At 48.4% G+C, this 20,825-nt stretch carries 24 protein-coding genes and 1 tRNA gene; 16 read left to right on the top strand and 9 right to left on the bottom strand.

Features of this window, described 5'->3' with window-relative positions; genetic code table 11:
* Positions 1 to 29: 29 nt before the first annotated feature.
* On the bottom strand, positions 30 to 968 hold the full coding sequence (locus Pmgp_RS10895) for a prenyltransferase (RefSeq protein WP_153189210.1): 939 nt from the start codon (positions 966 to 968) through the stop codon (positions 30 to 32).
* Positions 969 to 970: 2 nt separating this feature from the next.
* On the bottom strand, positions 971 to 1,915 hold the full coding sequence (locus Pmgp_RS10890) for a polyprenyl synthetase family protein (RefSeq protein ID WP_192902897.1): 945 nt from the start codon (positions 1,913 to 1,915) through the stop codon (positions 971 to 973).
* 255 nt (positions 1,916 to 2,170) lie between these two features.
* Between Pmgp_RS10890 and cwlD the strand changes: the two genes are divergently transcribed.
* From cwlD to Pmgp_RS10870, 4 genes are all read left to right on the top strand, one after another.
* Entirely contained in the window at positions 2,171 to 2,908 is a 738-nt protein-coding gene (gene cwlD / locus Pmgp_RS10885; protein ID WP_134214009.1) for an N-acetylmuramoyl-L-alanine amidase CwlD, read from the top strand.
* 84 nt (positions 2,909 to 2,992) lie between these two features.
* Positions 2,993 to 3,931, top strand: a complete 939-nt coding sequence (locus Pmgp_RS10880) for a methyltransferase (protein ID WP_134214008.1) — start codon at positions 2,993 to 2,995, stop codon at positions 3,929 to 3,931.
* Between the two features lie 76 nt (positions 3,932 to 4,007).
* On the top strand, positions 4,008 to 4,202 hold the full coding sequence (locus tag Pmgp_RS10875; protein ID WP_134214007.1) for a hypothetical protein: 195 nt from the start codon (positions 4,008 to 4,010) through the stop codon (positions 4,200 to 4,202).
* Between the two features lie 81 nt (positions 4,203 to 4,283).
* Positions 4,284 to 4,766, top strand: a complete 483-nt coding sequence (locus Pmgp_RS10870; RefSeq protein WP_134214006.1) for a DUF456 domain-containing protein — start codon at positions 4,284 to 4,286, stop codon at positions 4,764 to 4,766.
* 183 nt (positions 4,767 to 4,949) lie between these two features.
* On the opposite strand, the gene Pmgp_RS10865 is transcribed toward Pmgp_RS10870, so the two are convergent.
* A complete protein-coding gene (locus Pmgp_RS10865; protein ID WP_134214005.1) occupies positions 4,950 to 6,140 on the bottom strand; it encodes a pyridoxal phosphate-dependent aminotransferase in 1,191 nt (396 codons plus the stop codon).
* A 202-nt stretch (positions 6,141 to 6,342) separates the two neighbouring features.
* On the opposite strand from Pmgp_RS10865, the gene Pmgp_RS10860 reads away from it, so the two are divergent.
* From Pmgp_RS10860 to Pmgp_RS10840, 5 genes are all read left to right on the top strand, one after another.
* Entirely contained in the window at positions 6,343 to 6,528 is a 186-nt protein-coding gene (locus tag Pmgp_RS10860) for an AbrB/MazE/SpoVT family DNA-binding domain-containing protein (protein ID WP_134214004.1), read from the top strand.
* Positions 6,529 to 6,720: 192 nt separating this feature from the next.
* A complete protein-coding gene (locus tag Pmgp_RS10855) occupies positions 6,721 to 7,734 on the top strand; it encodes an FG-GAP repeat domain-containing protein (RefSeq protein WP_134214003.1) in 1,014 nt (337 codons plus the stop codon).
* A 107-nt stretch (positions 7,735 to 7,841) separates the two neighbouring features.
* A complete protein-coding gene (gene hisG, locus Pmgp_RS10850; protein WP_134214002.1) occupies positions 7,842 to 8,711 on the top strand; it encodes an ATP phosphoribosyltransferase in 870 nt (289 codons plus the stop codon).
* A 270-nt stretch (positions 8,712 to 8,981) separates the two neighbouring features.
* Positions 8,982 to 9,842 (top strand): NAD(P)/FAD-dependent oxidoreductase, encoded by an 861-nt coding sequence (locus tag Pmgp_RS10845; RefSeq protein WP_192902896.1) that lies wholly within the window; start codon positions 8,982 to 8,984, stop codon positions 9,840 to 9,842.
* Between the two features lie 90 nt (positions 9,843 to 9,932).
* On the top strand, positions 9,933 to 10,364 hold the full coding sequence (locus tag Pmgp_RS10840) for a DUF4912 domain-containing protein (RefSeq protein WP_134214001.1): 432 nt from the start codon (positions 9,933 to 9,935) through the stop codon (positions 10,362 to 10,364).
* Between the two features lie 387 nt (positions 10,365 to 10,751).
* Here Pmgp_RS10840 and Pmgp_RS10835 read toward each other — a convergent pair whose 3' ends face one another.
* The 5 genes from Pmgp_RS10835 to Pmgp_RS10820 all read right to left on the bottom strand — a co-directional run bounded on the left by Pmgp_RS10835 (position 10,752) and on the right by Pmgp_RS10820 (position 12,855).
* Positions 10,752 to 11,189, bottom strand: coding sequence for a universal stress protein (locus Pmgp_RS10835; RefSeq protein WP_134214000.1), 438 nt, complete (start codon positions 11,187 to 11,189; stop codon positions 10,752 to 10,754).
* A 109-nt stretch (positions 11,190 to 11,298) separates the two neighbouring features.
* Positions 11,299 to 11,436 (bottom strand): hypothetical protein, encoded by a 138-nt coding sequence (locus Pmgp_RS19740; RefSeq protein ID WP_192902895.1) that lies wholly within the window; start codon positions 11,434 to 11,436, stop codon positions 11,299 to 11,301.
* Between the two features lie 127 nt (positions 11,437 to 11,563).
* Positions 11,564 to 11,794 carry a hypothetical protein gene (locus Pmgp_RS10830; RefSeq protein ID WP_134213999.1) on the bottom strand — a complete coding sequence of 77 codons (231 nt, stop codon included), beginning with the start codon at positions 11,792 to 11,794 and terminating at the stop codon, positions 11,564 to 11,566.
* 57 nt (positions 11,795 to 11,851) lie between these two features.
* A complete protein-coding gene (gene lgt, locus Pmgp_RS10825) occupies positions 11,852 to 12,616 on the bottom strand; it encodes a prolipoprotein diacylglyceryl transferase (protein ID WP_205078013.1) in 765 nt (254 codons plus the stop codon).
* 80 nt (positions 12,617 to 12,696) lie between these two features.
* On the bottom strand, positions 12,697 to 12,855 hold the full coding sequence (locus Pmgp_RS10820; protein WP_345789143.1) for a DUF1540 domain-containing protein: 159 nt from the start codon (positions 12,853 to 12,855) through the stop codon (positions 12,697 to 12,699).
* Positions 12,856 to 13,009: 154 nt separating this feature from the next.
* Between Pmgp_RS10820 and Pmgp_RS10815 the strand changes: the two genes are divergently transcribed.
* Positions 13,010 to 13,684, top strand: coding sequence for a protein-L-isoaspartate(D-aspartate) O-methyltransferase (locus tag Pmgp_RS10815; protein WP_134213996.1), 675 nt, complete (start codon positions 13,010 to 13,012; stop codon positions 13,682 to 13,684).
* A 5-nt stretch (positions 13,685 to 13,689) separates the two neighbouring features.
* Here the strand turns inward: Pmgp_RS10815 and Pmgp_RS19505 are convergent.
* Positions 13,690 to 13,785: transfer RNA gene (locus tag Pmgp_RS19505), tRNA-Sec, on the bottom strand.
* A gap of 270 nt (positions 13,786 to 14,055) precedes the next feature.
* On the opposite strand from Pmgp_RS19505, the gene Pmgp_RS10810 reads away from it, so the two are divergent.
* The 6 genes from Pmgp_RS10810 to nirJ1 all read left to right on the top strand — a co-directional run bounded on the left by Pmgp_RS10810 (position 14,056) and on the right by nirJ1 (position 20,742).
* Positions 14,056 to 15,021, top strand: a complete 966-nt coding sequence (locus Pmgp_RS10810) for a polyprenyl synthetase family protein (RefSeq protein ID WP_134213995.1) — start codon at positions 14,056 to 14,058, stop codon at positions 15,019 to 15,021.
* Between the two features lie 15 nt (positions 15,022 to 15,036).
* Positions 15,037 to 15,678 carry a precorrin-2 dehydrogenase/sirohydrochlorin ferrochelatase family protein gene (locus tag Pmgp_RS10805; protein ID WP_134213994.1) on the top strand — a complete coding sequence of 214 codons (642 nt, stop codon included), beginning with the start codon at positions 15,037 to 15,039 and terminating at the stop codon, positions 15,676 to 15,678.
* Positions 15,653 to 16,975, top strand: coding sequence for a glutamyl-tRNA reductase (gene hemA / locus Pmgp_RS10800; RefSeq protein ID WP_134213993.1), 1,323 nt, complete (start codon positions 15,653 to 15,655; stop codon positions 16,973 to 16,975). The genes Pmgp_RS10805 and hemA overlap by 26 nt, the downstream gene beginning before the upstream one ends.
* Positions 16,976 to 17,023: 48 nt before the next feature.
* On the top strand, positions 17,024 to 17,950 hold the full coding sequence (hemC, locus tag Pmgp_RS10795) for a hydroxymethylbilane synthase (protein ID WP_134213992.1): 927 nt from the start codon (positions 17,024 to 17,026) through the stop codon (positions 17,948 to 17,950).
* A gap of 4 nt (positions 17,951 to 17,954) precedes the next feature.
* Positions 17,955 to 19,502: a uroporphyrinogen-III C-methyltransferase gene (gene cobA, locus Pmgp_RS10790; RefSeq protein ID WP_134213991.1), complete on the top strand. Its 1,548-nt coding sequence runs from the start codon at positions 17,955 to 17,957 to the stop codon at positions 19,500 to 19,502.
* Positions 19,503 to 19,566: 64 nt separating this feature from the next.
* Entirely contained in the window at positions 19,567 to 20,742 is a 1,176-nt protein-coding gene (gene nirJ1 / locus Pmgp_RS10785) for a putative heme d1 biosynthesis radical SAM protein NirJ1 (RefSeq protein WP_134213990.1), read from the top strand.
* The last annotated feature ends 83 nt before the right edge of the window (positions 20,743 to 20,825 follow it).

Raw genomic sequence — 20,825 nt, 5'->3', positions numbered from 1 at the left:
CCTGCATAGCTGGTGCTTTATCTTCTACTTTAAAAACCCAAACCCACCAGCAGAGCCATGACCAAAGCGAAGCAGGTAGAAATATTAATCATTCTTTTTTCCCTGATCGTAATTGATTTCACACAAAACGGGTCAGTGGTTACGGACAGGTAGGCACATAACAATGATGGTACTATGGCCAGATAGAAAATTGTTTTAAAGAAAAAGCCACCTGCGGCGCCCGCCAGCGCCGCAAGGAAGAAGTATACTGCCGGCACCAGCCGGACTGCGTCCGGCCCCCATTTCTTATAAACAAAAGCGGGGGTGGTAATTTTAGCTGGTGTGGCCATAAGGTCAGCCCCTATGTCGGGAAGGTGGTGCTGCATAATCCAGCCGAGTGTCAGCAGGCCGTGGATTGTACCAGCGGTGACAACCTGCCAGTTGAGGGCGCCGGTAAGAATGTAAAAGGAGCCTGTGGTACAGGCTAAAAATCCGGGAAACAATGCCAGCCATTCACCCATTAAAGGTCTGTACGCCAGCCTGAAAGGCGGTATCGAGTAGGCCAGGCTGGACCATAGCCCGGCCAGCAAGAAAAAAAGAACGTAATAGCCCCGCAGGCTGTTAAAGTACAAGCTCGCCATCAGCGGCAACAGTATTCCTGCCAGCGCGGCCAGCCGCAGTTTCCTTTCATCTAAAAGACCATCTTCAATAACACCAGCCCCGCCTGATAATATGCCGGGACTTAACTTGTCTGTGCCGGAACGCCAGTCCTGTAATTCGTTATAGGCGTGGCCGGTGACGCTGTGCAACGTCAGTCCCGCCGCAAAAATCAGCGCGGCATGTTTCAGGTTAAACACAGCAAAACCTTTTGCCCCCAAGGCGAGGCCGAAACCAAGGGCGAAAGAGCCAACCGTTGAAGCTATGACAGGCATTATTCTTAATATCCTGATCAGCCCTGTAACTTCAGGTTTCAGCACAAAGCCATTCAATATCAACATTCCCTTGTTTTAATAAACTCAAGCAGAGCATTTAAACTGTCTCTGGCGGCCCCGCCCGGCAGAGTCGCAAGTACACGCCCGGCCAGACAGGTGTAACGCTCTGCCACAACAGCCGTATACGAAAGCGATCCGGCATCCCGCATGGCGTCGACAATATATTCAATACTGGCCGGATGCAGGTCGCGTTTTTCGATTAAGCCGCGTATTGTACTATTGGCCGGGCTGTTGGCCAGGACATGGATCACTGGCAGGGTAAGTAAGCCTTGGGTTATGTCCTGCCCGACCGGCTTACCCAGGGTGTTTGAGTTTCCCTTGAAGTCCAGCAGGTCATCAGTAATCTGAAATGATATTCCAGCGTGAAGGCCGAATTTTTCTAAAGCAAAGACAGTTTTCGCCGGCGCCCCGGCCAGGAGAGCGCCAAGTTTACAGCAGCAGGCGAGGAAAGATCCAGACTTTTTCAAAGTGCGCCGGAGATAGCTTTTCTCATCAATTGCGCAGTTAAAAAGATCTTTTTGTTGAGCAAATTCTGCCTGGATCATGTCTTTTAAGACTGCCGCAAGGTTTTGCAGCGCGGTTTGCCCCAAGCCAGATGATCTTTCAAGAAAAGTGGCGTAAAGGTAATCCCCGACCAGCAGGGCAGTGCTCTCACCGAACACTTTGTTAAAGGTGTCTTCACCACGGCGGCTTTGCGCCTGATCAATAATGTCATCATGCAACAGGGTTGCCTGGTGGAGTGTTTCAACTGCTGCAGCGAGCCTGGTGACTTTGCCGCAAGGACCTTTGCCAAAGCAAGAGGAGAGTAAGACCAGGGCTGGACGCAGCCTCTTACCGCCCTTCGGGAACGGCCGAAGATCCGGTATTTCACAAACCCCGGCAATTTCTTTTTCAAGGTCTGCTAATTCCTTTCTTATGGGCTTGTAAGTCAAATCCAGCCACAAGCTATTGTTCTCAAACGGTAAAAATTGCTGTTGTTCGGCGGTATTTTGCATAATATCTATATTGTGCCGGATATTCCAATCACTATGCGATATAATATGAGATTTTTCAGGGGGAGGAGATCCTCAGACAAGATGGACAGCTGCCACAGGGTGCACATATTTTAAACTTGACCGGCATACTTTTCTAAAATAACAGGTATAGATTCAAAAATGAGACTATCTCGAATTATTTTAAAGGAAGGATGGTTAAAGGATATGCCTTTCCGCACTGTTGTTTTGCGAAAAAAGAACGGTCTGTTTTTATTGTTTTTTTTATTGCTTTTTTTGTTTGTTTACCGGACTGTCGCGGCACGTTATGAGGAGCGTTCCATTGCTGCCCTGTCCTGGGTGCTTGCCAGTAAGCTGATAGTGGTTGATCCCGGGCACGGGGGAGAGGACCCTGGGGCGCCTGGCCACTCTGGTGTCCATGAAAAAGATATTGTCCTGGAGGTTTCTAAAAAACTGGCCGAAACCTTGCGCCAGTCTGGCGCTCAGGTGCTGCTCACAAGAGAAAGTGACCGTGATTTAAGCGATCAAGACTTACAAAACCTGTATAAAATAAAGGTCCAGGACCTGACCCGCCGGGTGGAGTTAGCTAATAATAATAACGCCGACCTTTTTGTCAGCATCCATGTAAACAGCTTCCCGGACAGGCGGGAGAACGGCGCGCAGACTTTTTCCCAGCCAGGCTCGGAAGAGAGCAGAAAACTGGCTGTAGCCATACAAGAGGAACTAAACCGTTTTCTGGAAAATCCCGGACGTGAACCTAAGCAGGTAGATTATTTTGCCAACAGGATGACAAAAATGCCCAGTGTCATCGTGGAAATAGGGTTTATCAGCAATCCACAGGAGGAAGAATTAATGCTGGATCCCGTTTACCAGAATAAAATTGCCTGGGCCATTCACGCCGGTATAGCCCGTTACCTGGCCCGGGCCAACGGAGTCGATAAATAGGCGATTTTGTTTTAAAGTAGACAAAGAGAAAAACTCGGTGTTATGATATTTTAAACAGGTTAAAAGAGAAAGAGGTGCTTATAAATGCCCAACCAACAAGCACTAATCGCGCCGCAGGAACTTTTGATTATAGGTGCTGCGGTAAAAACCGGTATTATAGAACAACTATCCGCGAAGCCCATGACCATTGACGAATTGGCCCTGGCCATAGGTGCGGACAGCAGGGCGCTATGGGTGGTTACTGAAGCGCTGGAGGCGCTGGGATACCTGTCAAAGGACGGAAACATGCTCCGGCTTAGCGAAGAAGCCCTGGACATGTTATACAATACGGAATCTCCCAATTTCACAGGTTTTTCTTTTATGCACCGCTATAATGTCACAAACTCCTGGACCCACCTGCCTGAAGTGATCAAATCAGGTCAACCCAGTCCACGGGAGGACGCTGCCGAGAACACCAAATATTTTATGGCGGCGATGGGACACAGCGCGAAAGAGCATGCCCGGGCTGTTGCAGGGTTCTGCCTGACTGGTTTGGGGGACAGTCCAAAGGTGCTGGATATCGGCGGGGGCCCGCTGACTTATGCCAGAGCTTTCGCGGCAGGCGGCGCCAGGGTCACCGTGCAGGACCTGCCCAATGTTGTTGACTATATGTCGAAGTTTTTAAATGAGGATGAAAATATTGAAATGTTTCCCGGTGATTTTAACGTGGTCCTGTCGCCTGATGTTTTTGACCTGGCCTTCCTGGGCAACATCTGCCATATATTCGGCGAGCGAGAAAACAGGGAGCTTTTCAAAAAGGTGGCTGCTGTTCTTAAGACTGGCGGCAAGATTACCATTGTGGATTTTGTCAGGGGTACCACGGCGATGGCTGCTGTTTTTGGCGTCAACATGCTGGTTAACACTAAAAACGGCGGTACCTGGACTTTAAATGAGTATGGCGCATGGCTGGGCGATGCCGGTTTCAGCAGCCCGGAACTTAATGAGGTCGGCGGCAGGCAGATCTTAACGGCATGGAAGAAATAATACGGAGATCTTTTTGTGCATAGTTATAACGCCCGGGGAAAACATATAGCTAAGAGAGGGAAAGGGGGCGTTTAACATGTTGTCTTACAGGACCATTGCCGGTTTTGGCGCGGCTGCGCTGGCGTTTATAGCTTTGTCAAAAATAAGCCGGCATTACAGGAACCGCGGCGGCGAATCAGCTGGCTACTCCAGAAAAGTGGCCGGCAGGATGGAAGGGATTATCCGAAGGAGAAGAAATATAAATATAGATTTAACAAATGATGTAATTTAATGAAATAATAATGAAGAAAAGACCACTTAAGTGGTCTTTTCTGTCGTATAATACATATATACAAAATAGGAGGTTAGTACTATGTCCATTTTGGGAATGATTATAGCCATTATTTTCATGGCAGCAGGAGTTATCGGCACACTTCTGCCGGCGTTGCCCGGAGCGCCTTTGATCTGGCTGGGCATGTTTTTTTATGGACTGCTGGTAAAGTTCCACAACCTCCCGTGGACATTTTTTCTTGGTCAGGGTTTAGCGGTGGCATTAATATTTCTGATCGATTACCTGGCTGGTGTGTGGGGAGTCAACCGCTACGGCGGTTCGCGGGAGTCTGCCTGGGGCAGTGTAATCGGCGGGCTGGTTGGTGTAATAATACTCGGTCCCTTCGGCCTGATCTTCGGGCCGTTTATCGGGGCTGTGGCAGGGGAGCTTTATAACAAGCGGCCGCTTGAAAAAGCTTTCCGGGTCGGCATGGGCACGATTATCGGGTTTATGGGCGGAGTTATTCTTAAGCTGTCTATAGAGGCAGTTATGATCATATGGTTTTTCATCGCCGTGTCGAGATAATACTGAGACAAAAGAACAGCCAAGTCCAAGTATGATGAAAATACAGCGCCCCGCGGTATAAAACCCGGGGCGCTCAGGCTGTCGACAAATATTGATAACACTAAGTCCATGATGTTGAAAACCAACTGAGCGTCCCGGGTTATCAAGCCCGGGACACAGTATTTTTCTTTTAATAGAATCAGGTCAGGAGATCATGCCCATCTCCTGGGCCAGTGTTTTAAAAGCCGGCAGGGAGTTAATAATGATCTGCTTATCGATGCAGTAAGAGATCCGGAAGTAGCCGGGTGCTCCGAAGCCGCTGCCCGGCACCAGCAGGATATTATGTTTTTGCGCGGCCATGACAAATTCCACATCATCTGGGATAGGGGAGGCGGGAAACAGGTAAAACGCGCCCTGCGGCTTTACCATCTTGAAACCATATGCGGTGAGGCTGTTATATAGAAGATCTCTTTTATCCTGGTACATGCCAATGTCCACGCTCTCCCGCTGCAGGCCGGTCACAATACGCTGCATCAGTGCTGGCGCGTTCACAAAACCAAGAGTACGGTTGCAGAAAACCAAACCCTCCATCAATAGCAAGGGATCCTCTACCAGCGGTGAAAAGGCGATATATCCTATGCGCTCACCGGGCAGGGCCAGGTCCTTGCTGTGGGAAGTCACTACGATACTGTTTTTGATATACTTAAAAACACTGGGCACTGTTATGCCGTCGTATACTATTTTAGCGTAAGGCTCATCCGAAATGACGAAGACAGGATTTCCCAGTTCCGTCTCTTTGGCCGCAATTGCTTTTCCGAGCTCTTCCAGGGAAGCACTGTCATAAACCACACCCGTAGGGTTGTTGGGACTATTGATAATGATCGCCCTGGTCCGGGAAGTGATAGCCTGGCTGATGGCGTTGTTGTCCAGTTGGAATTCGGATGTTGTGGGCACCTCTTTGACAACACCGCCATGGTTGTCTATATAGAATTTGTATTCAACAAAGTAAGGTGACAGGATGATCACCTCGTCGCCCGGGTCCAGAAGGGTTTTTAAGACCACATTCAACCCTCCGCCGGCGCCGCAGGTCATGACAATATTATTCTTGTCAAAAGGCAGTGCGGTTTGCTCAGCCAGCACTTCAGCAATTGCCTGGCGGGTTTCGGGATAACCGGCGTTGCTCATATAGCGGTGCATCCCCGGGACCGGCTCTAAGGCCAGCCTTTTCAACTCTTTTTTAAAGGCTGCGGGAGGCTCTGCATCAGGGTTGCCAAGGGTAAAGTCGTATACTTTATCGTTGCCGTATATCTTTCTAAGACGTTCCCCTTCTTCAAACATTTTACGAATCCAAGAGGCCTTGGCCAGAAATTTTTGAATATTGCCGGATATTACCAATTAAACTCACTCCTAACCAATGAATAATTACCACTGTTCGTATCTTACATCATTTCAAAAAAAATTCAAGCTGTAAAGTTCTTATTTATCTAGGGCCCGGCAAAGAGCGACATAACCTTGCAATAAAACCCCCTGGATAATAATTATAAGGCCAATTATAATAAAAAAGCCGGCGGATAATACAGCAACAAGGGGAGATTAAATGGTGAAATTATCTTGTGTCACTCCCGACGGTCAGGTTACGATCCCGCGCTCTATTATGAAAACTCTGGGGATAAACCACGGAAATGACATATTAATTGAAGTTGAAAACGGACGCCTGATTTTAAAGAAAATTGAAATTGCCTATGAAGATAATTGTGAAGATTTGATTTACAAAGTCGGGTAAGCGGGGTTCTATGATTGATTGAGTACAAAAAGCGGTTCTGTGAGCCGCTTTTTACTATAATGGTAATAGTTCCCAATAATGATTATAAATGATAAATAACTAATAGCCTTATACCAAACATTTTTTATTCGTTATTACGTTTTAAATCTTTCAGACAGTAGTATACATTAAAATAAAAAGGAATGATTCGGGATGCCGCTGTCTGTCGTGGAAATAGTTTGGTTTTGGGAAGGGTTGGATGGCCCTGTGCTGGTGGGATGGGGCAATTTAACAGGGGAAAAACCGGATTTGGTTGCTGCGGCAGGTCAAAACCTGTATCTTTTCAATCCATCCAACGCGGGATATGCTCTTACCCAGACAGTTAAGGTCAGGTCTGAGGCGCTGAGTCTTGCTGTGGGATTGTCAGCGGCGCCACCGCAGTTTATCGTATTGGGCCTTGAAGACAGACTGGTTGTATACGGATTAAGACAGGGTGTGCTGACTGAATTATGGGAGACTGAGCCGGAAGCAGGCGCCCGTTTTGTTGACCTCAACCTGGCGGATATAGACGGTGATGGCCGGCAAGAAGTCATAGCCGCCGCCGCAGGCAGGGACGCGCTTTATATATACAGGCAGGTTGAAGGAACAGCCGCTGCGCCGCAGCTTGAGATCCTGGCAATCAGGATCTTGCCAGGTCCGGCCCAGAAAGTGACTACTGTGCCTGGCCCCGCTGGGAGTTTACCGCTGATTATTGCAGCTTACAAAAACGACAGTACCTCTGGTTTGCTTACGCTGACTTATACGGAAAGGGGACTAATGGAGGGGCCGGCTCTGGAGAGCCTGCCCGCGCAAGTAACCTCTATGGCCGCCGGTGATCTTAGAAGGGAGCCGGGGGAGGAACTGGCCTGGGGAGGCGCAGACGGCTCGGTGCGCATAATGGAGGTCAGCCAGCTGGCAACACTGCTGACCACCAATAATTTAGGAAGCAGCATACCTGCTTTAATAGCAGGCCGCCTGGCGGGAGAAAATACAGTTACGCTGGTTGCAGGTACCCCGGAGGGTTACCTGTTTGGTTTTCCCTCACCGGTTGAAAGCAGTTCCCCGGACTGGGCGGTACGGGTGGCCCGTCCGGTAAACAGCATGTCATTGAGCAGCGAAGGCCTATTGGGTATAGGCACCGCTGACGGAGGGCTTCAGGTCTGGCTGCTGTCCGGGACAGTAAAATGAATTGCGATGGATGAACCTTGACACTTGTATTGACACCTGGAAAACCTGCAGGTATACTTTAACATTGTAAGCATGACCCAGTGAATCATACAGAGGAGGTAATAGATTTGAAGTTAAGGTTGGGCTTGCCTAAAGGAAGCCTGCAGGAAGCCACTTTTAATTTGTTTAAACAGGCCGGGTTTGATTTTACTATTCGCTCGCGTTCATATTTTCCGGCAGTTAACGATCCCGAACTGGAAGTAGTTTTAATGCGGGCACAGGAAATCCCCCGCTATGTCAATGAAGGGGTGCTTGACGCCGGCATCAGCGGGCTGGATTGGATTTTGGAGAATGAAGCGGACGTGGTAGAGGTAGCCGATCTGGTTTATGCCAAAAGCACCTCCAACCCCATCCGGCTGGTAATTGCTGTGGCCAAAGACAGCAATATAAAAGAAGTCTCAGATCTTAAGGGTAAAAGAATTGCCACGGAATTGGTAAGGGTAACACAAAAATACCTGAAAGAAAACGGTGTTGAAGCTTCTGTGGAGTTTTCTTACGGTGCTACTGAAGTAAAGGTGCCTGATTTGGTTGATGCTATAGCTGATATTACCGAAACCGGCAGTTCAATAAAAGCAAACAATTTGCGCATTATAGCCACCATTCTGGAGTCAACCACCAGGTTTCACGCCAATAAGGATGCCTGGGCAGACCCCTGGAAAAGGGAGAAGCTGCAAAATATGGCGGTCCTTCTTCAGGGCGCGCTCAGAGCCAGGTCCAAGGTCGGCCTGAAGATGAATGTGCCTGGTGACAACCTTGATAAAATACTCGATGTTTTACCTGCGATGAAGCAGCCAACGGTCTCACAGCTGGTTCACAGCGACTGGGTGGCGGTTGAGGTAATCCTTGATGAAAAACAGGTGCGTGACCTTATCCCAGCCTTAAAGAAGGCCGGCGCGCAGGACATAATAGAGTACCCCCTGAAAAAAGTTATACCGTAGTAAGACAGGCGCTGTGAAAACCACAGCGCTTTTTAGATCCTCTGCAGCAGCTTTCTTAAAATCATCTGCCAGTTTAGATTACGGTAAAATAGTGGAGCAGAGGTTATCAATCTCTTAATCAGCCAGCGCAAAATATTAAGCTGCATCCGCAATTTTAAAATATTGATATTTATAACAGCTCCTCCTCCTTTTGTTTCATTTTATTCCAGCTTGAAGAACAGCGTGCCGGGCATAATGTTAAGTAAAGAAAATATGAGGAGTGTTCCATAGATGGAAAGACTGGATATTGCTATTATCGGCTGTGGCCCGGCAGGGCTTTCCGCCGCAGTGAACGCGGGGATCAGGAAAAGGTCTGTGGCTCTTTTGGGAGGAGAGTTATGTGCGCCAAAGCTGCAGCAGTCAACACTGGTGAATAACTACCTGGGCCTGCCTGAAATAAACGGGCGGGAACTGCGTGATAAGTTTTTGGATCACGCGCGAAAGGCCGGTATCCCCGTGCACCAGGTCAGAGTTACTTCAGTTCAGGAGAACGGGGAAGGTGGATTTACAGTTTCAGCAGGCGCCAAGTTGTTTGAAGCGAGGGCTCTTGTCCTTGCTACCGGTGTTACAGTGCAAAATCTGATAAAAGGAGAAAAAGAATATGCGGGGAAGGGAGTGGGTTACTGCGCCACCTGCGACGGCCCGCTGTACCGGGGAAAAAACGTGGCTGTTATTGCTTATACCAGGGAGGGTATAGAAGACGCCAATTTTTTAGCGGAGATTTGCAGCAGGGTCTATTTGATTGCCGGGGGCGGTCTTTCGACTGAGGGTTTAAAACCAGAAGTTGAAGTAATAGAAGCCGGATCCGTGCAGGGGATTACAGGCAACGGTTTTGTTTCGGGCGTAAAAATTGAAGGGAAAAATTTACCTGTGGACGGTGTTTTTATTTACAGGGAGACTTATTTGCCCGATCGGCTGGTGCCCGGTTTAACGGTAATTGATAATCACATTCAGGTTGACCGGGCTTTTGCGACCAATATCAAAGGTATCTATGCGGCCGGCGACTGCACAGGAAAGCCTTACCAGCTGGCCAAGGCGGTGGGCGAGGGACAAATTGCCGCATTAAACGCGGTAAAATTCCTGGAGCGGTAACTCCTGCAATGGGCTGATTTGAAATAAATTACTTATATTGGAAGGATAATTTCGGCTGGCGTCAAATAGTCTATACGAGGAGTGATACTTGTGGAAGACTACAAAATGCCAGGCTCACTGCCGCCTGAATACCAGGAAAACGCGCTGTTTTTAATGGTGCAAAGCCCCAGAGTACTGTATGCCTATTGGGAGTTGTCGCCGGGATTAAAAAACACTTTTAGTGAAAAAAAGAGAATTCAGATCAGGCTGAACATCGAAGGAAAAGGCATTTGTCAGATCTGTGATATTGACCTTTTGAAAAAGAGCTATTATTTTGAAAACATACAGCCCGGACTGACTTATAATTGTGAAATCGGCACCTTAAATAACAGGAATGAGTTTTTCCCGCTCTTGCGTTCTAATCCGGCAACCGCTCCCAATGAGCAGTCTCCTTTGGACACACAGATTAAAGAGGGTGGATATTTAAGCTCTACCCCCGATTCTCTCAAAAGCTCAAAGGTATTTTACCAGGATAAAAAATAAAAAAGTTTAATACAAAAAAAATTGACTGGATTTACAGGATTTATTAAGATTAACAGGATTATAAGAATTTTATTAACGGGATTTTATAGGACACCTTAAATGATATTGTTTGATAAAGGTAATTATGATTATTCCTTTTAATCAGTACAACTTAAGATAGTCTTGTAAGTCTTCTGTCAACAAACAAATTGACAGGATTAACAAGATTATAAGGATTTACAGGATAATAGTTTAAGGAATTCAGAATTCAGAATTCAGTAGTCAGAAGTTTAAAGTCAAAAGTCTAAAATCAGAAATAAAAAAGATCTTATATATTCAGTCTCCTGACTCCTGTATTCTATTTGTCCTTAAAAATCCTGTCAAATTGTTTTATTCCTTATTTTTAAATTATCTTACCACCAGTACAGGGCAGGCGGCGTGCCTGGTCACCCTGTTGCTGACGCTGCCCAGCAGGTAGCCCTTGATTTCACCTAACCCCCTGCTGCCCATAACAACCAGGTCGCATTCCGCCTCTTTTGCTTTTTTCACTATTTCTTCAGCGGGATGCCCCACGGCAATATCAGTGATAATATTCAGGCCGTATGGTTCAAGATCATCTTTAACTTTATCCAGGATTTCACGGCCATGCTTGCTGAACTCGTCTATGATCACCTGCTGGATGTTGCTGAGACGGTCAGGAGACGGGTCCACGTAGGGGGGGAGTGAGGGTACTACATGGAACAGGAGCAGTTCCGAGCCAAGCTTGGAGGCAAGTTCCGCACCGTGTATAGCCGCCGTTGCCGCTTTTTCTGATCCGTCCACCGGAACCATAATCTTTTTATACAAATGCCTACCTCCTTTGGATTATTAAATATACTTTCTTGTACTATAACAAAAATCTTCCTAAAAATAAAAGGGGCCGGCTTAAAATAACCGGCCCTTTGGCAAATATTGCTTAGATGAATATAAATAAGAAGAAGACGATGAAAATGAAGAAGAAAAAGGTGAAGAAGAAGGAGAAGCTACCTGAAAAAGCGCTGGAAAAGCCCCCGGAAACGCCGCCCGCAGCACCACCGCCAGTACCAAAAGCCATGTTTTTTACCTCCTTGTTAAAACATTTTTTGTATAATATGATCCGATAGAGTGCTCTGTTACAGATCATCAACCATACACGTGGCCAATCTTTAAAAAAGAAGACCAGGACTAGTTGAGTCCTGGTGTTACTTGAGAGATATCTGCACCTGTTCCAGAGCTTTCCCCACCTGTGCGCCGATCTGCTGGAGACGGGCACAGTCAGGCGCAATATCAGAGTGACCTGCCTGGCTAATTTGCTGCAGTAGTGCCCCCATTTCCATCATGCCTTTTTGCGCTTCCCGGATATAGAAAGAAGCCTGCTCGCGCACCAGCATTTCATTGCCCCGGTGCTCAAAAAGCCCCGCAAAAAGCGGCATAAGATCACCTCTTTATAGTAGTATCGGGCATTTTAAGTATGCGCGTGGCGGGCTAAATTATGTCTGGTTTTTGGCTGTAGTTTTTTTATAGTAAATGAAGAAAGACAGGGTGATCAGGATCAGACTTACCAGTTGGGCTAATCTGATTGGCCCGAGCATCTCACTGTCAGTGCGCAGCCCTTCAATAAAAAACCTTCCCAAAGAATATAAAGCCAGGTATAAGAGCATGATTTGGCCGGGAAAGCGCTTGCGCCTGAAGAAAAAAAGCAGGAATAAAAACACGAGAAAGTCCCAGGCGGACTCATACAAAAATGTAGGGTGGCGGTATTGACCCTGGATAAACATCTGCTTCTGGATAAAAGCGGGAAAATGGCTGATGAAATCTCTCGTAACCGGGGTGCCGTAGGCTTCCTGGTTAATGAAGTTGCCCCAGCGTCCCAAGGCCTGCCCCAGGATGACACTGGGCGCGAAAACATCAGCATACTGCCAAAAATCAAGCTTGTGTTTTCTTATATAAAAATATCCGGCCAGGGTACTGCCCAGCAACCCGCCGTGAATAGCCAGGCCGCCGTGCCAGATAGCCAGTGCTTCCAATGGGCTGTAAACATATTCATGCCAGTTGAAGATCACATAATACAACCTTGCCCCGATCAGGGCGGAAGGAATTATTAAAATAATTAGATTCAGCAAGTGATCAGTACGGACATTGCTTTTTACAGCATGATAGTAGGCCAGCAGAGTGCCGGCGATAAAAGCTGTGTCGATAATGATACCGTACCAGCGGACAGCTACCGGCCCGATTTGAAAAGCCACAGGGTCAATCATGATCTACCTCCGGATTACACATTTATACCAATCATAGTAAAGAAAGACTGGTTTTTCAACCAGTCTTTCTTTGCTAATTAGGATTTCATTTTAAATGTTTCACATTTAGTCTGGTCAGAGGTATCCGCCGTACTGGAGCCGTTTCTATCCACCTGGATCATCGGGGCGTGGCACACTACGTCGTTATTCCATTTGCACTCGGTTACTGAACATTTAATATTGGGCAATAAATTCACCTCCAATAAGTTTGTTTTTATTCTAGCCGGAATTTTGTATTTATATTCTTTATATTACCAATTTTTAATATAAAGTCTGTACACAAGCCTGCATAATATGTTAATGTTTTAAAAACAATCAGGCGATAGAGATGTTTTATGGAGAGATAAAGACATGGGTAATTCTCATTGCGACGAAACAATATCTGACAGGCAGGCCGAACGTGAGCAAATGGTGCGTGAACAAATAATCACACGCGGTATCAACAACAGCGGTGTAATAAAAAGTATGCTTGAGGTGCCGCGCCACCGTTTTGTGGCGGCTTCTCACCAGAGTATGGCTTATATGGACGGGCCGCTGCCCATAGGTGAAGGTCAAACCATAAGCCAGCCCTACATCGTGGCCCTGATGGCGGCAGTTCTGGAACCTCAGGCGGCTGACCGTTTCCTGGAAATCGGCACGGGGTCCGGCTATGCCGCTGCCGTATTGTCCCGCCTGGTGTCCGTGGTCTACACCATTGAACGCTGTGAGAGCCTGGCCAGGCAGGCGCAAGCCCGCTTTAATGAAATGAAGTACGATAATATAAAAGTCCGTATTGGTGACGGGAGCAAGGGATGGCCGGAAGAAGCTCCTTTTGACGGGATTTTGGTCTCAGCGGGGGCGCCGGGCATACCTGATTCCCTAATTAAACAACTGAAGCCCGGGGGACGGATGGTAATTCCCGCGGGACCAAAAAGCTACCAGCAATTAACTCTGGTGAAAAAAGACGCGGCCGGGGAAATTCACAGTGAAAGTATTGGCACGGTAGTTTTTGTGCCGCTGATAGGAAAAGAAGGCTGGAGTGAATAATAGTTTGGCGGGAGTGTGTGGGAATCGAACCCACCATGGACCTCATCAGCCCAACGACCAGTTTTGAAGACTGGGGGCACCACCAGGCACCATCCACCCCCGCGTAAAAGGCAAACACTCAAGCAAAAAACATTATAACACTACACTTGCTTTCAGGCAAGAAAGTATATTATGCGCAAATGCAGCGGGAGAGTTGCTGATTCGACGCATAACTTTACTTTCTTGCTTTTTTTTAAAATTATATTATACTTTAAAGGAATATCCCACAAAGTAAGCGAAGCTCTATTAAAACAATTATACACTTGCTTTACCTGTACTTTTCAATGTTTTATATTGTTTCTCTTAAATGCACAAGCAGGTGAAATAGTAATATGTTGGAACTTTTCCATGATATAAGAGATGAACTGAAAGCAGTTGAAAACGGTTTAAGAGAAGTGGTCCAGACAAATTCTCAACTCCTGACGGAGACTTCCACTCACCTCCTGAATGCGGGAGGGAAGCGGCTCAGGCCTGCGCTGGTCTTATTCAGCGCAAAGTTTCAAAAATTTGAATTGGCTAAAGTTTTACCCCTGGCTGTCGCCCTGGAATTGATCCACATGGCTTCACTCGTACACGATGATGTTGTAGACGCCTCTTTGACCCGCAGGGGTAAACCTACTGTTAAGGCTATCTGGGGCAACGGTATCTCAACCCATATTGGTTCCTACCTGTTCGCCAAGTCGCTCATGCTTATTGCTGAATACAAAGATATACCACTGATTTCTGAAGTTTTATCCGATACCAGCGTAAAAATGTGCGAGGGTGAGATTCAGCAGATATCGTTTTCATTTGATATCCACCAGAGCCTGAAAAATTATTTTTACAGGATTAAAAGGAAGACTGCTCTCCTTATAGCCGCCAGCGCGCAGCTTGGCGCGGTTGCCTGCGGGGCGCCAAGGCAGATCCACCTGCCCCTGCGCCGTTACGGGTACAATATTGGTATGGCCTTTCAGATTACTGATGACATTCTCGACATGGTAGCTGAGCAAAGTAAGCTCGGCAAACCCATCGGCGGGGACCTGCGCCAGGGAATTATTACGCTGCCTTTAATTTATGCGTTGGCCTGTTGTGAAAAAAGGGACCGGCTGGTTGAACTTGTCTGTAAAGTTGACAAAAGTGAAGATGAAGTCAAAGAAGCTCTTGATCTTGTCAGAAACTGCGGGGCGATCGATCGTTCTTTTGAAATTGCCCGGAAGTTTATATTGAAAGCAAAAGCTGAATTAAAAGCGCTGCCGGATATCCCCACCAGGGTAACCCTCAGTATGGCGGCGGATTTTGTGGGTATAAGGAAATTTTAAAGCAAGGGCGATGTTATGTCAGGACGGTATCTTGTTTCCCTGGATTTAGAAAACAAAAGATGCTTAATTGTGGGAGGGGGCAGTGTTGCCCAGCGTAAGGCGGTGACTTTGCTGGAGTGCGGCGCCCTTGTACACCTTGTGAGCCCGGAGGTTACACCACTGATTGAAGAATTGGCCCGGCAGGGCAAGATTTCACACAGGAGAGGGTGTTACGAAAGCTCTGATCTGGAGGGTATGTTTCTTGTTATCGGCGCCAGCGGCCGGGAAGATGTTAACAGGCAGGTCGCGGATGACTGTTTATCCCGTAACCTTATAGTCAATATTGTTGACGATCCCAATAAAGGCAATTTTTTTGTTCCGGCCACAGTCAGGCGCGGTGCGCTTGAAATTGCCGTTTCTACCGGGGGTAAAAGCCCGCTGCTGGCCAGGAAGATCAGAGAGGAGTTAGAAAAAACCTACGGCGAACAGTATGGAGAATTCCTGGACATGCTTGGTGTTTTCAGACAGGAAACTATTGCTAATATATCAGAGCCGGAAAAGAAAAAAAGGATGCTGGAAAGCTTTGTTGACGAAAAAATTCTCAGTTTATTAAAAGAAGGACACTTGGACTTGGTAAAGGAGATGTTAGTCAGTGCTTATCGCGGTAGTGGGCGTTAACCACAGGACAGCCCCTGTCGAGGTCAGGGAAAAACTGTCTTTTACCGGACCAACCATGAAAGGTGCGCTGAAACGCTTAAATTCATATCCGGTAATTGAGAGCTGTGTGATCCTGTCAACCTGCAACAGGACCGAGATATATGCCGCCTCGCTGGAAATGGACGAGGGCCTGAACGCTATCTGGGATTTTCTTTCGCGCTGGTCCGGGGTGGATATCTCCGAAATAAAGAATTATACTTACTGTCACACTCTCTATGACACCATACGCCACATTTTCCGTGTCGCATCCGGCCTTGACTCGATGCTCCTGGGGGAAACCCAGATTTTAGGGCAGGTTAAGACTGCCTACCAGCTCGCGGCTGAATATGGGTCTACCAACCGGGTCATGAATACACTTTTTCAACTTGCCCTCACCGTGGGCAAGAGAGTCCGCAATGAGACCGGTATTGACCAGAACGCGGTTTCCATAAGCTATGCCGCTGTTGAGTTGGCCAGGCAGCACCTGGGCAACCTGGCGGGACGTTCCGTGCTGATCATCGGCGCCGGCAAAATGAGTGAGCTGACAGCCAAGCACCTGGTGGACAATGGTGTTTCGGGTGTTATTGTTTCAAACCGCTCTTTTGACCGGGCTGAAGTGCTGGCGGCGCAGTTCGGGGGCAGGGCGGTCAAATTTAATGAGCTGTACAAGCATATGGAAACAGCCGATATCGTAATCAGCTGTACAGCTGCTGCACGCTGTGTGGTCAGGTATGAGGAAATGGAGCGCGTCATGAACTTAAGGCGCGGCAAAAAAATATTTATGATAGATATTGCCATGCCGCGGGATATTGAAACTGAAGTGGGTAATTTAGAAGGCATTTCACTTTATGATATAGATGATCTGAAGAATGTGGTAGATCAAAACCTGGCTGAGAGAAAAAGAGCGGCCAACAAAGCTGAGAAGATTATCGAAGAAGAACTTGAGGAATTTATGAAATGGCATGGCACACAGTTTGTTGTGCCCACTATCTCCGCCTTAAAAAAATGGGGCGATGGAATAAAGCAGAAGGAACTGCACAGGGCCTTAAACCGCCTGGGCGAGCTGTCCGAGCACGACCGGAAAGTAGTTTGCTCACTTGCCAATTCAATAGTAAACCAGATCCTGCACACGCCGGTGGCTCAATTAAAAAAATATGCTCTAACTGTGGAAGGCCACCTTTATACTGAGATTCTGCAAAATTTATTCGACCTGGAAGTGCCCGGTCAAAAACCCAAAAAAATATTTGTGCCGGAGAATGAGGAAGAGCCAATAGCATAAGAGGGTTAATAGACTCTATACATTTGAGATTTTCCAGGAGACATGTTTATGAAACGGCAGATTATTGTAGGAACAAGAGAAAGCAGGCTTGCCATGTGGCAAGCCTGTTGGGTGGTTGAACGCCTGACTGAGGCCAATCCCGAATGCAGCTACCGTATCGCGGGTATACGCACCCAGGGTGACAACATCCTGGATGTGGCCCTGTCCAAAATAGGTGATAAAGGGCTTTTTACCAAGGAACTGGAATATGCTTTGCTGCGCGGTCAGATCGATATGGCCGTACACAGTATGAAAGATGTGCCTACAGAATTGCCTGAAGGACTTTCTATCGGAGCTATATGCGAAAGGGAATACCCGGGTGATGTGTTGATTGCGCGGGACGGAATGAAACTTTGGGAACTCCCTACCGGGGCGGTGATCGGCACCAGCAGTCTGAGGCGCTGCGCTCAACTGCTTAACTACCGCGCTGATTTTAAAATGACAGACCTGCGCGGCAATGTGCAAACCAGGCTAAAAAAGCTGGATGAAGCAAAATTTGACGCCACTGTTCTGGCTTACGCGGGTATCCACCGTTTGGGTTTGGATGACAGGATCAGTCAGATTATTCCCTTTGAAATTTGTCTGCCCGCGGTCGGGCAGGGTTCGGTTGGGATTGAAATACGCGACGGCGACAAAGATATACAGGCCCTGGTTGGTAAAATCGACCACCTGGCGACACGTCAGGCCGTGAGCGCTGAAAGAGCTTTTCTGAAAAAGCTGGAGGGCGGCTGCCAGGTGCCTATCGGCGCCCACGCCGCGGTTAAGGACAATTGTTTGCGCCTGGATGGGGTTGTGGCTTCGCTGGACGGAAAACAGCTAGTCCGCTCTTACCTGGAAGGGGACGCTGCAAAAGCTGCTGAAATTGGCGCCAAACTGGCGGACAGGCTGTTCTGCACCGGCGCGGGCGAAATATTGCGTGAAATGCGAGGGGAATAGACGCATGAGTAAAAAAGGAATCGTTTACCTGATCGGAGCGGGTCCGGGCGACCCAAAACTGATTACAGTAAAAGGGCTGGAATGCATGCAAAATTCAGATACAATAGTGTATGACCGGCTGGCGGGCGACCGCCTGCTCACGTTTGCCAGGCCCGGGACCGAGCTTATTTATGTTGGTAAATCACCTGACCGCCACACTTTAAAACAGGACGAAATAAATAAGCTGCTGGTGGAAAAAGCTTCCCAGGGAAGAACCGTGGCACGGCTTAAAGGGGGGGACCCCTTTGTTTTCGGACGTGGCGGTGAGGAGGCCGAGGCGCTGTCAGAGGCAGGCATTATCTTTGAGATAGTGCCGGGTGTGACATCGGCTATTGCCGCTCCCGCTTATGCGGGCATTCCGGTGACCCACCGCGATTTTACTTCGACCATGGCCATCATTACCGGCAATGAAGATCCCTTGAAGGAAGATTCCAGCATCCAGTGGGATAAGCTGGCCACCGGGGTGGGAACCCTGGTGTTCCTTATGGGCATGTCCAACCTGCCCAGCATCACCAGGCGCCTGATTGAGAACGGCAGGCCGCCGCAGACACCGGCGGCGCTTGTCAGGTGGGGTACCAGGCCGGAACAGCAGACGCTGACCGGCACATTAGGGGATATAAGTGAAAAAGCCGCCTGGGCAGGTTTCAGCAATCCGGCGGTAATTATTGTCGGAGAAGTGGTTTCCCTGCGTGAAAAACTTAGCTGGTACGAGCAAAAGCCTCTTTTTGGCAAAAGGGTGCTGGTTACCCGCTCCCGCGAGCAAGCCAGCGCTTTGTCTGAAGCCATAGAGGACCTTGGCGGCGAGCCGCTGGAGTTCCCGACCATTGGTGTGGCGGAGCCGCTGGATTATAAGCCGCTGGACCAGGCCATAGACGAGCTGGCCGCTTTTAAGTGGGTAATCTTCACCAGTGTAAACGGTGTAGCCTGCTTCTTTAACAGATTGCGCCGCCGCAATAAAGATATACGTGAACTGGCGGGAGCCAGGATTTGCGCTATCGGCCCTAAAACGAGAGAGGCGCTGGAGAGATACGGGCTGCTTGTGGCTTACGTCCCAGGGGAGTACCGCGCTGAAGAAATCGTGGCGGGCCTGCAGGGCAAAGTAAATGCCGGGGACAGGGTGCTCCTGCCTCGTGCTGATATCGCCAGAAAAGTTCTGGCGGAGGCCTTGACCGGCATGGGAGCGCTGGTGACTGATGTCGCCGCTTACCGCACAGTTATGGGCGGGGGCGACAGCGCTGAAATTAAGAAGAAGCTACTAAATGGAGAAATCCACGCGGTAACCTTTACAAGCTCCTCCACTGTGTTAAACTTTGCAAAAATGCTTGATTACCCTGACCTTGAAAACTTGCTTAAGAGAGTGATTGTGGCCTGCATCGGACCGGTTACCGCAGACACCGCCAGGGAACTGGGCCTCAAGGTTGATGTGACAGCAGAGGAATATACCATAGAAGGACTGGTTAAGGCCATGCTGGAGTATTTTAAGCAGGCCCGCCGGCACCACACGGCAGGCTGATCAGAAACTGTCTCACCTGCACCAAACAGTCAGGCAGCAAAAGTATCTTGCGGGGGTGTTATAATTGATCAGTGTTACCAAGCTTTTATGTGACAGCGAAAATTACGGGGACTCACTGCGCTACAACCAGGGTTCGCGGGGTCAGGCGCATGGAGCAGTCGCGGGCCAAGGCCCGGTAGTAGTTTGGAACAGCACCCGCACCTGCAACCTCAAATGTATCCACTGTTATTCAAGCTCAGAGTCAAAAAAATATGAAGGCGAGCTCAGCACGGAAGAAGCCCTGCGTTTTATTGACAGCTTGGCGGAATTCAAGACGCCTGTCCTTCTCTTTTCCGGTGGTGAACCGCTCCTGAGAGAAGACTTGCTGACACTCGCGTCCTACGCCCGGAGTAAAGGCATCAGGCCGACCATTTCCACCAACGGCACCCTGCTGACTCCTGAGCTTACCGCATCTTTAAAAAGTATAGGAGTGGGCTATATCGGGATCAGCCTGGACGGCATCGGGGCTAATAATGACCGTTTTCGCGGGCGCAGCGGGGCTTTTGAGAATGCGCTGGCAGGGATCAGAAACTGCATCGCGATTGACCAGCGGGTAGGCCTGCGCTTTACCATCAACAGGCATAACTACGGGGAACTGAACGCTATATTTGACCTGATAGAGAAAGAGAATATTCCGCGTGTTTGTTTTTACCACCTGGTTTATGCCGGCAGAGGCAGCAAAATGGTGGAGGAAGATATCACCCGCGGTGAAGCGAGGACAGCTTTGGACCTGATCGTGGAGCGGACCCTTGATTTTCACCGGCGGGGTCTGAACAAGGAAATACTTACTGTGGATAACCACGCCGACGGTGTCTATATCTACCTGAAAGTGAAAAAAGAAAATCCCGCGCTGGCGGACAATATTTTGAAGCTGCTCAGCCTAAACGGCGGGAACCGCACCGGGATAGCCATCGGCGCTGTAGACTGGTACGGCAACGTACACCCCGACCAGTTCACCCAGAACCATACCTTCGGCAATGTCAGGGAGCGAAAATTCGGTGATATCTGGACCGATATTTCCCAGCCGGTCCTGGCCGGCCTAAAAAACAGGAAGCCGCTATTAAAAGGCCGGTGTGCAGCGTGCAGGTGGCTGGAAGTGTGCAACGGCAATTTCAGGGCCAGAGCGGAAGCGGTAACAGGAGATTTTTGGGAGTCAGACCCCGCTTGTTACCTGACCGATGAGGAGATTGGTTTGAGCTAGAAGACGAACAGAGAAAACAAATTGACATGATTAACGGGATTTAAAGAGGATTAACAGGATTAATATAATAAAGTAATTTATTT

The organism is Pelotomaculum propionicicum (assembly GCF_004369225.1).
Classification (GTDB): Bacteria; Bacillota; Desulfotomaculia; order Desulfotomaculales; family Pelotomaculaceae; genus Pelotomaculum_B; species Pelotomaculum_B propionicicum.
This window is presented reverse-complemented; position numbering and strand designations above follow the sequence as displayed.